The sequence below is a fragment of the Vreelandella sp. H-I2 genome (assembly GCF_052959335.1).
Genome location: NZ_JBRAMC010000008.1, coordinates 81,530 through 96,656, shown reverse-complemented (window position 1 = coordinate 96,656; position 15,127 = coordinate 81,530). Strand labels below are relative to the sequence as shown.

The 15,127-nt window shown below is 54.2% G+C and carries 12 protein-coding genes; 9 read left to right on the top strand and 3 right to left on the bottom strand.

What is annotated here, in order from left to right:
• The first annotated feature begins 157 nt into the window (after window positions 1-157).
• Entirely contained in the window at window positions 158-2,548 is a 2,391-nt protein-coding gene (ybiO, locus tag ACUVOF_RS18655) for a mechanosensitive channel protein (RefSeq protein WP_447045762.1), read from the top strand.
• A 131-nt stretch (window positions 2,549-2,679) separates the two neighbouring features.
• On the opposite strand, the gene ACUVOF_RS18650 is transcribed toward ybiO, so the two are convergent.
• Entirely contained in the window at window positions 2,680-3,438 is a 759-nt protein-coding gene (locus tag ACUVOF_RS18650; protein WP_447045761.1) for an SDR family oxidoreductase, read from the bottom strand.
• A gap of 181 nt (window positions 3,439-3,619) precedes the next feature.
• Here ACUVOF_RS18650 and folK point away from each other — a divergent pair, with 181 nt between their 5' ends.
• Both folK and ACUVOF_RS18640 read left to right on the top strand, forming a co-directional pair.
• On the top strand, window positions 3,620-4,066 hold the full coding sequence (gene folK / locus ACUVOF_RS18645) for a 2-amino-4-hydroxy-6-hydroxymethyldihydropteridine diphosphokinase (RefSeq protein ID WP_447045760.1): 447 nt from the start codon (window positions 3,620-3,622) through the stop codon (window positions 4,064-4,066).
• 72 nt (window positions 4,067-4,138) lie between these two features.
• Window positions 4,139-4,957: a flagellin N-terminal helical domain-containing protein gene (locus ACUVOF_RS18640; protein ID WP_447045759.1), complete on the top strand. Its 819-nt coding sequence runs from the start codon at window positions 4,139-4,141 to the stop codon at window positions 4,955-4,957.
• A gap of 25 nt (window positions 4,958-4,982) precedes the next feature.
• On the opposite strand, the gene ACUVOF_RS18635 is transcribed toward ACUVOF_RS18640, so the two are convergent.
• Window positions 4,983-6,536, bottom strand: coding sequence for a BCCT family transporter (locus tag ACUVOF_RS18635; protein WP_447045758.1), 1,554 nt, complete (start codon window positions 6,534-6,536; stop codon window positions 4,983-4,985).
• 280 nt (window positions 6,537-6,816) lie between these two features.
• The gene (locus ACUVOF_RS18630) at window positions 6,817-7,545 is read right to left on the bottom strand and encodes a DUF481 domain-containing protein (protein ID WP_447045934.1); all 729 of its coding nucleotides are present in this window, start codon (window positions 7,543-7,545) and stop codon (window positions 6,817-6,819) included.
• Window positions 7,546-7,687: 142 nt separating this feature from the next.
• Here ACUVOF_RS18630 and ACUVOF_RS18625 point away from each other — a divergent pair, with 142 nt between their 5' ends.
• The 6 genes from ACUVOF_RS18625 (at window position 7,688) to urtA (ending at window position 15,051) form a co-directional block, all read left to right on the top strand.
• On the top strand, window positions 7,688-9,397 hold the full coding sequence (locus ACUVOF_RS18625) for an ATP-binding protein (protein WP_447045757.1): 1,710 nt from the start codon (window positions 7,688-7,690) through the stop codon (window positions 9,395-9,397).
• The gene (locus tag ACUVOF_RS18620; RefSeq protein WP_447045756.1) at window positions 9,390-10,121 is read left to right on the top strand and encodes a response regulator; all 732 of its coding nucleotides are present in this window, start codon (window positions 9,390-9,392) and stop codon (window positions 10,119-10,121) included. The genes ACUVOF_RS18625 and ACUVOF_RS18620 overlap by 8 nt, the downstream gene beginning before the upstream one ends.
• Before the next feature lie 172 nt (window positions 10,122-10,293).
• Complete coding sequence (locus ACUVOF_RS18615; protein WP_447045755.1) at window positions 10,294-11,295, top strand: Bug family tripartite tricarboxylate transporter substrate binding protein; 1,002 nt, start codon at window positions 10,294-10,296, stop codon at window positions 11,293-11,295.
• On the top strand, window positions 11,295-11,747 hold the full coding sequence (locus ACUVOF_RS18610) for a tripartite tricarboxylate transporter TctB family protein (protein WP_447045754.1): 453 nt from the start codon (window positions 11,295-11,297) through the stop codon (window positions 11,745-11,747). Before ACUVOF_RS18615 ends, ACUVOF_RS18610 begins: the two co-directional genes overlap by 1 nt.
• Window positions 11,747-13,276 (top strand): tripartite tricarboxylate transporter permease, encoded by a 1,530-nt coding sequence (locus ACUVOF_RS18605; protein ID WP_447045753.1) that lies wholly within the window; start codon window positions 11,747-11,749, stop codon window positions 13,274-13,276. Before ACUVOF_RS18610 ends, ACUVOF_RS18605 begins: the two co-directional genes overlap by 1 nt.
• Before the next feature lie 413 nt (window positions 13,277-13,689).
• On the top strand, window positions 13,690-15,051 hold the full coding sequence (gene urtA / locus ACUVOF_RS18600; RefSeq protein WP_447045752.1) for an urea ABC transporter substrate-binding protein: 1,362 nt from the start codon (window positions 13,690-13,692) through the stop codon (window positions 15,049-15,051).
• Window positions 15,052-15,127 lie beyond the last annotated feature (76 nt).

Genomic DNA, 15,127 nt, shown 5'->3' with positions numbered 1-15,127 from the left:
AACTCATGTTACCCTGTACAACTTTTTAACAAGCTGCGCTGGCAGTGTACAGTGCAGGCAGTAGCGATTGTCTCGCAGACTTGCTTAAAACGGTCGGTTTGGTAAGGCCAAGCAGCCGTTAGATCGAACAGAACACTCACCCAAAGGAGGCTAAGGTGTGAAGCCACTTCGTTTATTACCCTGGCTAGCTGCATGGCTATTAGCGATGATTGCTATTATGGCCATGCCAGCAATGGCGCAGAGCACGGCAACTGAGTCTGCCAGCGCCGAAGAAGACGCAGCAGAATCAGCTGAGTCGTCGCCTACGTCCTATGAGGCGTTGGCTAATCTGCTGGAAGATGAGCAGGCGCGGCAAGAGCTGATTGAGATGTTGCGCAGCCAAGCCTCAGCGCTGCCCGATGGTATTGCCGATGAGCTCTCGCCAGAAGCGGCTGCCCAGGGCAGCGAAATAGCGCCTGAAGATGTGTCGTTGCCACGCCAGTTAGCTGAACTCACCAGTCGCGTAGTAAGCGATGTGGGTGGCCAGTTTGAGCAAGTGGTTAGCATCGTGGGAGAACTGTTTACGGGGCAAGAGGCAGACAGTGTCTTTGATATGGCCGCGTTCATCAGTGCAGCGATCAATCTGGGTATTGTGATTGTCGCTACCTTTGCCATGTTTATGATTTTCCGGCGACTAGCGAAGCCGCTGTTTACTAAAATTAGCGGCTGGTCGCTGAATGGCACCAATTTAACACCGGTACTGCGTTTGATTGCCTGCGTAGCGATTGCCGCAGTCATTGATGTATTGCTTGTCGCCTTTGCCTACGTTGGCGGCAACTTACTGGCTACGTTTGCCATTGGTGAAGCCGGTGAGCTTTCCACTCGCGCCTCGCTGTTTTTAAACGCATTCTTGATTATTGAGTTACTCAAGGCCGGTGTGCGGATGTTGTTCTCTTCACGCTACGAAGGGCTTCGCCTGCTGCCTGTTTCGGCCCAGGAAGCGTCCTACTGGAACCGCTGGTTAGCTCGCCTGATCGGCATGGTAGGTTACGGCCTGATGGTCGTAGTACCGCTGGTCAACTTCTACGTGGCGGCCTCGCTGGGTCAAGCGCTAGGCACGCTGATTATGCTGCTGGCATTTATCTATGCGGTGGTGGTCGTGCTTAAAAACCGCAAGCGTCTGCGCGATAACCTTAATGATATAGCTGCCAAGTCAACGCTAACCGCCAGCCGTGTTTCGCTGCAGCTATTTGCTCGTACTTGGCACCTGTTCGCGCTGCTGTATTTCTTGATCGTATTTGTACTGACATTAACGCGCCCCGGCGATGCGCTGCCGTTTGTGTTGTTTGCTACTCTCAAGTCCCTGGCTGCGATTGTCGTCGGATTGTTGGTGTCGTCTTTCCTTAGCCAGACCATTGGCCGTCGTATCACGCTGTCCGACGACCTGCGGCGCAAACTGCCCTTGCTTGAAAAGCGTTTAAATAGCTATGTACCTAATGCATTGCGTGTGCTGCGCACGATCATTTTGATCGTGGTCGTCATGGTTGTGCTGAATGCCTGGGGCGCCTTTGATCTAGCCGCCTGGTATGCCTCTGAAGGTGGCGCTAATCTGGTCGGCAACCTGACCAGCGTTGCGGTGATTCTGATTGTAGCTCTCGCCGTCTGGCTGGGTCTGGCGAGCCTGATTGAGCATAAGCTCAACCCGGAAACCGGCTACGGCGAGCCCTCTGCGCGGGCGAAAACCCTGCTCAGCCTGTTCCGCAATGCGCTGGCAATCGCCATGGTGACGATTACCGGCATGATCGTGCTGTCGGAAATCGGCATCAATATCGGCCCGCTGATTGCCGGTGCCGGTGTGCTGGGTCTGGCCATTGGTTTTGGTGCCCAGAAGCTGGTGCAGGATGTGATTACCGGGGTGTTCATCCAGGTAGAAAATGCCATGAACACCGGTGACGTGGTCACGGTGGGTGGCGTCACAGGTACCGCTGAACGCCTCAGCATTCGCTCGGTCGGTATTCGTGACCTGTCAGGCACCTACCACATCGTGCCGTTCTCAAGCGTGGACACCGTTTCCAACTACATGCGTGAGTACGGCAACCATGTGGGCGAATACGGTATTGGCTACAATGAAAGCATTGACGAGGCGATTGAACAGCTCAAGCTGGCCTTTGAAGATCTCAAAGCGAGCGAGGAGCACGGCAAAAAGCTATTGGACGACTTAACCGTGGCAGGCGTTACTGCGCTGGCGGATAGCTCTGTGAATATCCGCGTGGTGATTAAAACCACGCCGGGCGATCAGTGGGGTGTCGGTCGCGCCTACAATCGCCTGGTTAAACTGCGCTTTGATGAAGCGGGTATAGAAATTCCTTTCCCGCACACCACGCTCTACTTTGGTGAGACCAAAAATGGGAAGACACCACCTGCCAATGTGCGGGTCTTGGAGTCGACCGCTAAAGAGAAGAAAGTGGAAGAGGCGCCCATTGCTCAGGACGATACCCAGCAAAGCGTGCAGCAAACTAATGAGCCTGACCATCTTAAGCCCGACCATGATGACGTCGATGAAACCTAACCAGTGGTTGTTGTAAATCGGCCGTTATTAAGCGCTTCAGCGGGGCCACCTACGGGTGGCCCCGCTGCGTTTTAAGGGTTACTATTTTTTATGTCATTGTTTTAATGTCATAGTTTCTAATGTCACGGTTTTTAAGGGCTATAGTTTTCTGAGTGTCGCCCTTCGACATTGATTGATTCACCGCCATCGACAAACAGGATCTGGCCAGCGACAAAGGCATTGTCCAGCAGGTAGTGTAAAGCTTGCACCAGATGGGCCGGCTCGCCTCGGCGCTGAAGGGGGATTCCTTCAGTGCGCCACTCAAGGTAGTCGCTAGTACGCTGAGAGGCAGGCAGCACCACGCCAGGCGCAATGCCGTTAATCCGAATGCGTGGAGCGAACTCCAGCGCCGCCATTCGAGTCATCTCCGCCAAGCTCTTTTTCGAGAGTAAATAGGCCGCGTAAGGGTATTGGTGGTAGGCCACTTTGTTGTCAATGATATTGATCACTTGGCCCTCACGAACCGTCTCGGCAAAGTGGCGTGTTAGCAAAAGCGGGGTAAACATATTGACCCGGAACTGCGTTTCCAGCATAGCGAGTTCTGTAGCGGCAATGGGTGCAGGCTCATAGGCGGAAGCGCTATTGAGAAGCAAGTTAAGGCCAGGAAAGCGTCGCTTCGCCGTCTTAAGTAAACCGCTTAGTTCTTCGCTCAACTGATCGCTCAAAAAATCGCAGTGAAAAATTTCACACTCGCGTCCCTTGGCGCGAATGCCCTTAGCGACTTCTTCAGCTTCGTTGCGAGAGCGATTAACGTGCAAGGCGATGTCATAACCCGCATCGGCCAAGGCTTCAGCAAAGTGCCGGCCTAAGCGAGTGGCACCGCCAGTTACCAGAGCAGCATGTTGGTGCATACAGCGTTCCCTACTGTTTAATGGGCATAGAGATTAATGGGCATGAAGAGACTTTCTGCGTGAGTGTAACGTTTGTCAATAACTTATACAGGGCTTGCACGCAGCGCTGGCCTGGAGGTATTCATACCGCTGTTTCACAATAGAGCTGTTCTAGAAAGTGCCACTTAAATAGGATGTTGCAATGCCATCACCCTCTTTACCTACCGAGCAGGCTACCACCCTTCATGAGTGTTTAATCTCATTGGGATCGAATATCGATCCTGATCACTATTTCGCTCAAGCTCTCGACATTATTGGTCGCGAATGCAATTTGCTGGCTCGTTCAAAAGCGATTCTCACGACGCCAGTGGGTTTCCAGCAACAACCTGATTTCTTAAATGCAGCGCTGTTTGTCAGTACGCACCTTGAGTATGAGGCGTTTCGAGCCTATCTCAAAGAAGTAGAAGATCGTTTAGGCAGGGTGCGGGGAACAATTAAATCGGGACCGCGTACGATGGATCTGGACATTGTGGCATGGGATGGAAAGGTGGTTGATGAAGGCTACTATCAGCACGACTATGTAAGAACACCGGTCGATGAAGTGCTCGCTAGCAGCGGTCGTACGCTTGAGCCTGCAAAACGTTCATGATTTCTACCAGAAGGTCGATAATAGCGTTATAGCCACTCGTGTCTGGGTCGGCTAACGCCTTGGAGGCGCGCGTTGCTCAGCCTTAACACCAACTTGATGTCTCTCATCGTGCAAAATAACCTGCGCGGCAGTCAGCAAGCGATGCAGACCGCTATGCAGCGCCTCTCATCCGGGCTACGCATCAACAGTGCCAAGGATGACCCGGCCGGGCAGGCGATCGCCAACCGTATGACGGCACAAATCAGCGGTATGACCCAGGCGATTCGCAATACCAATGATGGTATCTCCATGGTGCAGACAGCGGAAGGTTCGCTCAATCAGATAAACGATAACCTTCAGCGCATTCGCGAACTGAGTGTGCAAGCCGCTAACGGTACCAACTCCTCTGATGATCTTGTTTCGATTCAAAATGAGATCGGTCAACGCTTGGAAGAGATCGACCGCATTGCCGGGCAAAGTAACTTCAACGGCATTGGGCTGAACAATGAGACCAGGTCGTTACATATTCAGGTCGGTGCCAACGCTGGCGATAGCATCGCGGTGCGTTTTGAAGCCATGAATTTACAGGGGCTGGGGCTGGAAGGCTTTAGCGTTTTGGAAGGAAGCGCGACAGAAAGCCCAATAGATGCAATGGATGAAGCCATTAAGCGTGTGGATCGCCAGCGCAGTTACCTGGGCGCTGTGCAGAATCGCTTTGAGAGCGTGATCGATGGCCTCAATAGCAGTATTGTTAATACCTCCGCTGCCCGTTCGCGCATCCAAGATGCCGACTATGCCCAGGAAGTTTCAAATCTTATTCGTGCGCAAATCTTGCAGCAGGCGGGCATCGCGATATTGGCCCAGGCCAACCAGCAGCCGCAGATGATTCTGCGCCTGCTGGAAAGTCTTTAAGGGATCTGGGGCTAGAGCGGCTTACCTATTCAATGATGCCCTGTTCCCGCGCCATGGCATAAGCTGCCTGAGGGCCATTCCAGAGCGACGGCAGCAGTATCAACGACACCGGTATAGCGGTAATGACGATAAACTGCTGCAGCGCGCTAATTTGTCCGGTGCCCATATACAGCAGCACAGCGGCCATCAGCGCCATGGCAATTCCCCAGAACGCACGCATCACCGGGCTGGGGTCGTCATGGCCCGCGCCGACCACCGCAATGGCGTAGCTCATCGAGTCGCCGGTGGTCGCCACAAAAATCGTCGTCAGCAGCAGAATCGCCAATGCCATCCAGGTGCCGCCGGGCAACGCCTGGGCAACGGTTAACGTGGCGACATCAAACTGAAAGTTATTCAGCGCTTCGGTTAAGTCGATGATGCCGTTGAGCTGGTAGTAAATGCCCGACCCACCGAGCAGGGTAAACCACACGGTGGTAGCAATCGGCGCCAGCACCGCCACGGCGACGATCATTTCGCGGATACTCCGACCGCGCGAAATACGCGCCACAAAAATGGCCATCACCGGTGCGTAACCGATAAACCAGGCAAAGAAAAACACCGTCCACCACTGCATCCACCACGCGGGTGCCGTCTCAGCGGTCATGGTCGCCATGGTGAAGAATTCGCTGATATAAGCGCCCATGCCGGAAACGTAACTATTAACCAGAAACAAGGTGGGGCCAAAGACAATAATCACCGCCCCAATAGCGAGCGCCAACAACACGTTGAACCGGCTAAGTAATTGAATACCTTTATGGACGCCGCTCATGGAAGAGAGCACATAAATGCCGACAAGCACGCCCAGAATAATCAGTTGGCCGGTGTAGCCTTCCGGCAGGCCAAACAGCTCATGAAGACCAAAGCTAACCTGCGTGGCTAGAAAGCCAATGGGACCCACGGTACCCGCCACTAGCGCAATCACACAGCAGGCGTCGACCAAGCCACCCAGAGGACCACGCATTAAGCGCTCACCCAGAATAGGGTAGAGCAGCGTACGTGGCTGCAGTGGCTGCCCTTTTACGTAGTGAGCATGAGCCAGCACAACCGCCGTCAATGACCCTAGTACGGCCCAGGCCATAAAGCCCCAGTGCATAAAGGACTGCCCCAAGGCACCGGAAACGGCTTCTGCAGTGCCCGCTTCGCTATCAAAGGCAGGAGGCGTCACCACAAAGTGATAAACCGGCTCACCCGCAGCAAAGAAAACCCCGCCACCTGCCAGCAGCGTGCACAGAATGATCGAGAGCCACTTGAACGTGCTCATTTCTGGTGCATCCAGGTTGCCGATTTTGGCTTTTCCCGCCGGGGTCATGGCCAAGCCGATGGCAATGAAAAACGTCATTAGGAGTAGCAGTTGGAAGTAGCTACCCAGCACCAGTGCCGTCCAGGCAAAACCGGCACTGATGCTGTCCGCGACCAGGGAAATGTCATAGAAGGACAGCCCAAGAAAAGCGACGATAAAGCCGATACTGAGGGTCAGCACTAATGGATCGCCAAGCGGTAACCGTTGGGAGCCCTCAGCGTGGGGGCTTGGTTGGGTCATATCAAATACCTTATGGGGGAGCGGGAAGGAGCGGAAATCTAGCCTATCAAAAGGCGCCGTTAAGCGGATTAACGCCGCATGGCAGTGAAGAGGTTCCTGAACACACAAAGGGAAATTGCAGATAAAAAAAAGCGCCATTCAAAGAATGGCGCGAGGACAGGAAACTGATCGCAGTATACCGCTTATTTAGACCAACGTCTAATATGTTTTATGTTGGTGCGCTAGAATAGCGCCAGCGCACTTTTTTGGTTCATGGTGATATGCCAGCTAGATATTAAGTTCACCAACGATAGAGCAGTGACGCGCTGGTGGTGCTGTCGGTGCGTTCGCTAGTGTCGTCAGGTGGCTGGGAGTTGTGTTTAACTTCATGGGATAAGCGCAGCGACAGTTTTGAATTAAGCCTTGCGGTGAGCGCTGTTAGCGACCGAGAGGTAACGTTCTGATCGGTATACTCAAGCGACATTTCCTGCTGAAGATCGGCGTAGTCAGAAAAATTCCAGTGGTAAGCCAGCGCTGTGTAAGCCACTGCCAAACGATAATCGCTATGTTCACGAAGTCGGTCGTGACGATAGCCGGGCCCCGCTTCTAGTGACAACGTATGGATGTCACTCTCTAAAATTTGTCTCCCATAGCCACCAATTGCCGAAAGTTGCTGGTCATAACCGGCAAAGCGGTCTTTCTCCCAACGGGCAAACCCAAACAGATAGTGCGGGCCATCTAGCTCATACCGCTCGCGTCCTGAGACCAAGTACTGTTCAGCACTGGTTTCATCATCCTTACTGACGGTACGCACTTCTCCGCGCAGTGTGTAGGTGAATTTACCGGTTAGCCACGTTAGCAGCGTTTTCCCGATGAGTGTTTGGCTATCGGTATTCCCCGACAGGTGAGTAAAGCCGAGCTCAGCATCGCCACTGAAAACGGGGGCGTCATCAGGCGGTGGAGGAGGACCATAAAACGGATTGGCATGAGCCGCCGTTAACCATAGTGGCCAGCAGGCCAGCACGAACATCCATCGAACGATAACCACAACATCCCTCCGTGAGTAAGGCATTCAGCCATTATATCAGCGAACGATGGCATAAAGTGCCGGCGATTAACGCCGTTTGCTGGCGCGTGCCATAATGGCGCGGTCACGCATTTCGAGCCTATTTATGAGCGCATCTCGCCCCCGAACGTTAGCTGACCTGCAACGCTGGCGCCGTACCCGCGCAAGGCGCAGTTGGTATAAGCGCAGCTTTCGTCTACAGGTAATGCTGTTAGTCGGACTATTGCTGGCAGGAATGCTACTGGCACAGGGCACGTATCTCAATCTTCGCAAGGCAGAAATTATTAGCCAGCAGATGGGCGAACGAGCGCTGGCGGTGGCCAAAACGGTGGCGGCGATGCCACAAATAATCAATGCGTTTGAGATACCTAACCCCTCCCTCGTTATTCAGCCGTTGGCAGAGCGAATTCGTCATGAAACGGGTGCTCGCTATGTCGTCGTGGGTAATGCCCAAAGTATTCGCTACTCCCACCCCGTGCCAGAGCGGATAGGGCATCCTATGGTGGGCGGGGATAATGATCAGGCGCTGATACATGGTCAATTTTATGTCTCGGAGGCGACCGGATCATTGGGCACTGCCATGCGTGGTAAAGCACCGATCTGGGATGAAGAAGGTAATATCATCGGTCTGGTTTCCGTCGGTTTCATGATGGATCGCGTCGAGATGGACGTGGCGCGCTATAACAGCTTTGGATGGGTGCTGGTGGCGCTAATGATCTGCCTGGGCTTTGCCGGTGCTTTCTGGCTATCACAGCATCTTAAAAAGGTCATTTTAGGCCTGGAACCCTACGAGATTGCGCGGTTGGCCATGGAGAAAGAGGCCATTTTGCAATCGATCCACGAAGGGATTTTAGCGATTAACCGCGACGGCCATATTACCTTGGTCAATCAACAGGCGCGGCGCTTTCTCAATTTAGATGATGAGCACGTGCTGTTGGGGCAGCCTATTCGTGAGGTCGTTCCCAACTCGCGGCTGCTGGAGGTGCTTCGGCGCGGTGAGCAGGAATTCAACCAGGAGATGTGGCTGGGCGACCATCCTGTGGTGGTTAACCGGGTACCGATACTGCATGAAGGAGAAATTGAGGGGGCGGTGGCAACCTTCCGTAGTCGGCGTGAGATCGTCGATCTCTCACACGCGCTAACCCAGGCCAGCCGTGACGTAGACATGCTGCGCGCTCAGGCTCACGAGTTTTCCAATAAGCTCTACACCATCTCTGGGTTACTGCAGTTACAGCGGATCGACGAAGCCCTGGCGCTGATTCATCAGGAAACCGAACGCGCCCAGGCGCAGATGAGCTTTTTAATGCGCAACGTGGCCGATCCCGTGCTTAGCGGCACACTACTGGGTAAACTGACCCGCGCGCGTGAGCTAGGCGTGGCGCTGGAAATCGATGAGCAAAGCTCGCTCTCCTGCCCGCTAACACCGACGGGCCAAGAGGTGATGATGAGCGTGGTGGGTAACTTGCTGGACAACGCTTGCCACGCTGCGCTGAATGGGCCGAGTAAAGCGCCCAAAGTGCGGTTATTTTTTACCGATTTGGGCGAACAGTTGCTGATCGAAGTGGAAGATAACGGACCGGGAGTGCCCGCTCAATTTGCAGAGTCAATTTTTCAGGAAGGTTTCTCGACCAAAACGGGCAAGCACCAAGGCATAGGCCTAGCGCTGGTGGCCAGGTTTTGTCGCCAGTATGGCGGCGCGGTGACGCTGGAAGAGAGTGAGCTGGGTGGCGCGTGCTTTATTGCGGTACTTGACCGCTCGCTATGCCAAAAAAACCATAATAATGATCATAACGGTGAGGGGGAAGGCAATGTCTGATAGGCAATACGGCATCTTGGTCATTGAAGACGATTTTCGCATTGCCGATATCCACAGCGCTTTTATTGAGCAGAGTGATGGCTTTTATGTAGTGGGTATGGCGCGTAATGGCAGCGAAGCCAAGGCGCTGATGGCGGAACACGCCGCTAACATCCAACTGATTTTGTTAGATGCCTACCTCCCCGATGTCGAAGGCTTAGAGCTGCTATGGGCGATTCGCCGCGACTATGTGCATGTGGATATCGTGATGGTCACTGCTGCGCGGGAAGTAGAAACCATCAGCGAGGCGCTGCGTGGTGGCGTATTCGACTATCTCATTAAACCGATTGAAGCCATACGAATGAGGCAAATGTTGACCCGCTTTCGTCGCGAGCGTGAAGCCTTGGCCAACCGGGCAGAAATGAACCAAGACGAACTGGATTCTGTGCTGGCGCGCTTGCAGCCCGGGGAGTCGTCGCGTGCCAAAACTCAAACGCTGCCCAAAGGCATTGATCGGTTGACGTTGCGCCGGGTGGTCGATGCCCTGGCCGATGCCCCCGACTCCCTCACCGCCATGCAAATGGCGCACATCATGGGCGCTAGCCGCTCCACCGCGCGCCGCTATTTAGAATTTCTAGTCGCCGAGCAGGCGGTAAGTGCTGAGCTGGGCTATGGTGACGTAGGACGGCCCGAACGTCGTTATCGGCTGTTGAAGGCGGCACATGACTGGCTAGATTCTCTATAAGAAAGCGCTGTGAGCTAGCAGGCGTGAACAAAATGAACAAAATGCTCGTAAAGAACTTTTTGTCTTTTATGCGCACAAGCTTGTCGGTCAGGGTGGCGGTCTTCTAACGTTCGCGACGTGCAGTCTCACAATAAGACGCCCCATACAACAACACTGACACGTGGAGAACGCCATGATCATTAAGCCTTCCTTTAAGTATTTAACGTTGCTGGCCCTTCCGCTAGCGACGCTTACCACTTTTGCTAGCACCGCTGCAGCCTTCGAGCCAGAAGGAAAGGTGGAGTGCATTGCGCCGTCTGATCCGGGCGGCGGCTGGGATTTTACCTGCCGCAGCGTAGGTAACGTCATGCAGGAACTTGATCTAGTTCCTGCGAATGTACAAACCATCAACATGGCTGGCGCCGGTGGTGGTGTAGCGTTTGCCCATACCGTCAGCAAGCGCGCTGGCGACGACCATCTGCTGGTTGCAGCCTCTACTGCCACGACCACTCGCTTGGCCCAAGGGCAATTCCCTGGGTTGACGGCTGATCAGGTCAATTGGATCGGTGCCCTTGGGGCGGATTACGGGATTATCGCCGTGGCCGCTGATTCTGAGATTGATGACCTCAATGAACTTATGGAATCGCTTAAGGAAGATCCACGCAGCGTTAAGTTCGCTGGTGGCAGCGCCAAAGGCGGATGGGATCATCTCAAAGTGCTGATTGCCGCTCAGGCAGCCAATGTCGAGAACCTTCCGCGCATTGCCTACCTCTCGTACAACAACGGTGGCGAAGCATTAACCCAGGTGATCGGTGGGCACGTGGACGCCTTTACCGGTGATATCACCGAAGCTCAGGGCTTCATGGAGTCTGGCGACTTGCGAGTATTAGCGGTCCTCTCTGAAGAGCGTCTGCCTGGTGAGCTGGCTGATATTCCCACTGCCCGTGAACAAGGCATCGATGCTATTGGCCCCAACTGGCGTGGCTTTTATATGCCGGCGGATGTCTCTGAAGAGGCTGAAGCGTATTGGACCGATGCCATGGACACTATTTATCAGAGTGAAGAGTGGCAGAGTGTCATGGCCCAGAACGGTTTGATGCCATTCCACATGACCGCTGGCGAGTTCGAAGAGTTCGTACTCAATCAGATCAATGACATTGAACAGCTTTCTAAAGATATTGGGCTAATCCAGTAATGACTTTCAACGACCGCATCTTTGGGGTCCTGATGATCGTCCTGGCCGTCGCGTACGGCTGGGCCGCGACTCAGTTCCCTGAACCGTTTGGTGGGGCCGAAGCCGTTGGCCCAGACACTTTTCCGAAGTTGCTCGCCGTGGTGCTGGCAATTTCCAGCCTTTATCTGATTGTACGCCCTGATCCCGACAACGCTTGGCCCTGGAGCCGAACGGGTGTCGAGCTGATTATCGCCGTGGTAGTACTGATCCTGTACGCCATGTTGCTGCAGCCGCTTGGCTTTATCATTAGCACCACGCTTGCCGTGGGGACGCTTTGCTGGCGGATGGGTGCGCGCCCGGTCGCAGCCTATCTGACCGGGGCGATCTCAAGCGTGGTGGTGTATTTCTTGTTCAGTTTTGCGCTGGATCTCGCCTTGCCGCTGGGTCTGTTGTCATTCCTGGAGGTGAACTGATGGAAACTCTAGGTTACCTAATGGATGGTTTTGGCGTTGCTCTGCAGCCCCATAACCTGATGTTCGCCCTACTAGGTGCTTTCCTGGGCACCTTGATCGGCGCCTTGCCGGGGTTGGGTCCCGCCAATGGCGTGGCCATTCTGATACCGCTGGCGTTTAGTTTGGGACTCGCACCAGAAACGGCTCTGATTATGCTGACGTCAGTGTATGCGGGTGCCATGTACGGTGGGCGTATATCATCGATTCTATTGAATATTCCCGGCGACGAACCGGCCATGATGACCTGTCTTGACGGTTATCCTATGGCCCAGAAGGGCAAGGCTTCCGAGGCACTGGCAATCTCTGCCGTGGCCTCCTTCATCGGTAGTTTAATCGCCACTATTGGTTTGATCCTACTAGCGCCGCTGCTGGCTAACTTCGCCCTGACGTTCGGCCCGGCAGAATATTTCGCGCTCTTCCTACTGGCGTTCGCTACCTTAGGCGGTATCACCGGTAAAAACCCAATCAAAACGGTGGTCGCCGCCAGCATTGGCCTAATGATCGCCACTGTAGGTATCGACAATACCGGCGTGCAGCGCTACACCTTCGGCGTGCTTGAACTCTTTGAAGGCGTGGACTTCATTATCGCTATCGTCGGCCTGTTTGCTATTTCCGAACTGCTGTTCTTCATCGAAGAACGGGCCGGTGGCGGTAAGGAAAAGATGAAGGTCAACAAACTTTCGCTCTCCTGGAAGGATATTCGCGACATTCTACCCACCAGTTTCCGTGGCGGGGTGCTGGGTTTTGTTGCCGGTGTGCTACCTGGCGCTGGTGCTTCGTTGGGTAGCTTCATCAGCTATACCCTTGAAAAACGCGTGTTAGGTAAGAAAGGCTATTTTGGGCAAGGCGACCCGCGCGGTGTTGCGGCGCCTGAAGCTGGTAACAATGGCGCGTCCAGCGGTGCTTTGGTTCCTATGTTGACTCTAGGTGTGCCGGGTAGTGGCACCACGGCGGTGCTGTTGGCTTTGTTGATTTCGTTGAATATCACACCAGGACCATTGATGTTCACCCAGAATGCCGACATTGTCTGGGGCGTGATAGCAGCGCTGTTGATCGGTAACTTCTTGCTGCTGGTCCTCAACATTCCGTTGGTGGGCATCTTCGTCAAGCTGCTGTCTGTGCCGCCGATGTACCTGCTGCCGATCGTCACGATGATTGCCTTCGTGGGTATTTACTCGATCAGTAACACCATCTTTGATCTCTACTTCATGGTGGCCTTTGGTGTGGGCGGTTACGTCCTGCGTAAGCTTGAAATTCCGCTGGTGCCAGTGATTCTTGGTTTGTTGCTGGGGCCTGAGATGGAGAAGAACTTACGCCATGCCATGGACATCTCCGATGGTGATTGGATGATTCTATGGAATAGCGGTCTGGCAATCGGCCTCTGGGTATTTGCCGGGCTGGGGTTGATCTTGCCTTATATCTTGGGTCCCCTGCTGCGTCGGGGAATGAAGGGAGCGACACCCAATTCAGGCTCGCCTGAAAGCGATTGATACTTAAAGAGTTCAGTCTGAAGCAATGGGGCGCCGATGAAAGCCGGCGCCCCATTTATTATGTACAGTGCAAAAGTGAGTTGGCTGGTCTACACACCAACAGGCCGAGTATCTAGTGGGTGCGCTGGTTCTAATTGGTGCAACGGTTCTGATAGGTGCATTGATAGGGTGCTTTAGCAGCGTTCAAGCGCTTTATTGTGGTGCATGTAGTGAGTATTGAGATTTTATGGCGGTTATTAAGTGGCTGATTAGAGAGCTATAAAGCAACTTTGTGCCAATCTGGCGCATCCCTTGCAGATGTTAATGGCTAGTGGACGTATTGGGGAGCTAACACAGCACCCCCAAGTGCGAAGCCAATCATCAAGCCCCGGTCATAACAAACCCCAGTCATAAGGGGTGCAAGGAGATTAACAATGCACACTCTCAAACGCTCGACACACCCACGCCCATACCTTTCAAGTGGCCGTTTTGCGACCGCTCTACTCACCGCCGCCATCATGGGTGTCAGTACCCACGCCATCGCCCAAGAAGATGACCCGATTAAAGTCGGTATCCTGCACTCCCTCTCGGGCACCATGGCGATCAGTGAAACGGTTCTTAAAGACACCGTTGAAATGCTTATCGAACAGCAGAACGAAGCCGGTGGCCTGCTGGGCCGTCAGTTGGAAGCCGTGGTGGTGGATCCTGCCTCCAACTGGCCGCTATTTGCCGAACGCGCCCGTGAGTTGCTAGCCCAGGAAGAGGTCGATGTCATCTTCGGTAACTGGACCTCGGTATCGCGTAAATCCGTCCTGCCCGTCGTAGAGGAACTTAACGGCCTGCTGTTCTACCCGGTGCAGTATGAAGGTGAAGAGTCTTCTGAAAACGTCTTCTACACCGGCGCGGCGCCTAACCAGCAGGCGATTCCTGCGGTTGAGTATTTGATCAATCAAGTGGGTATCGAGCGCTTTGCGCTGGTGGGTACCGACTATGTCTACCCGCGCACCACCAACCGTATCCTCGAAGCGTACCTAAAGGATGAGCACGGCATCGCGGACGAAGACATCATGGTCAACTACACGCCGTTCGGTCACTCCGATTGGCAGAACATCGTGGCAGAAATTCGCCGTTTCGGTGAAGAGGGTAAACCGACGGCGGTGATCTCGACCGTGAACGGCGATGCCAACGTGCCGTTCTACACCGAGCTTTCCAACCAAGGCATCGACGCGGCCGATATTCCGGTTATCGCCTTCTCGGTGGGTGAGCAAGAGCTGACCGGTATTGATACCGCGCCGCTAGTGGGTCACCTGGCTGCCTGGAACTACTTCATGAGCGTCGATAACGACGACAACTACGACTTTATTGATGCCTGGATCGAGTACACCGGCGACGATATGGCCGTCACCAACGACCCCATGGAAGCGCACTACATTGGCTTTAACATGTGGGCCGAAGCGGTTCGCAAAGCGGGCACAACAGACGTCGACACGGTTAAAGACGCCATTATCGGCGTGACCGTTCCTAACCTTTCTGGCGGCTATGCGGCGATGATGCCCAACCACCACATCACCAAGCCGGTGTTGATCGGTGAAATTCAGGACAACGGTCAGTTCGATATCGTGTGGCAAACGCCGTCTACCGTGGCGGGCGATGCCTGGTCTGACTACCTACCTGGCTCGCGTGACCTGATTGCCGATTGGCGCAAGCCGATGGAATGCGGCAACTTCAACGTCGTGAACGGCTCGTGCGGTGGCAGCACCGCAGCAGAAGAAGCCGAAGCGGCACTCGCTGAGTAAAGCATAACACCCCTTGTCGCGCCGTGGTTCGATGTTGGCGCGGCAAGGAGCACGCTATCTTTCCCTCTTAGATAAC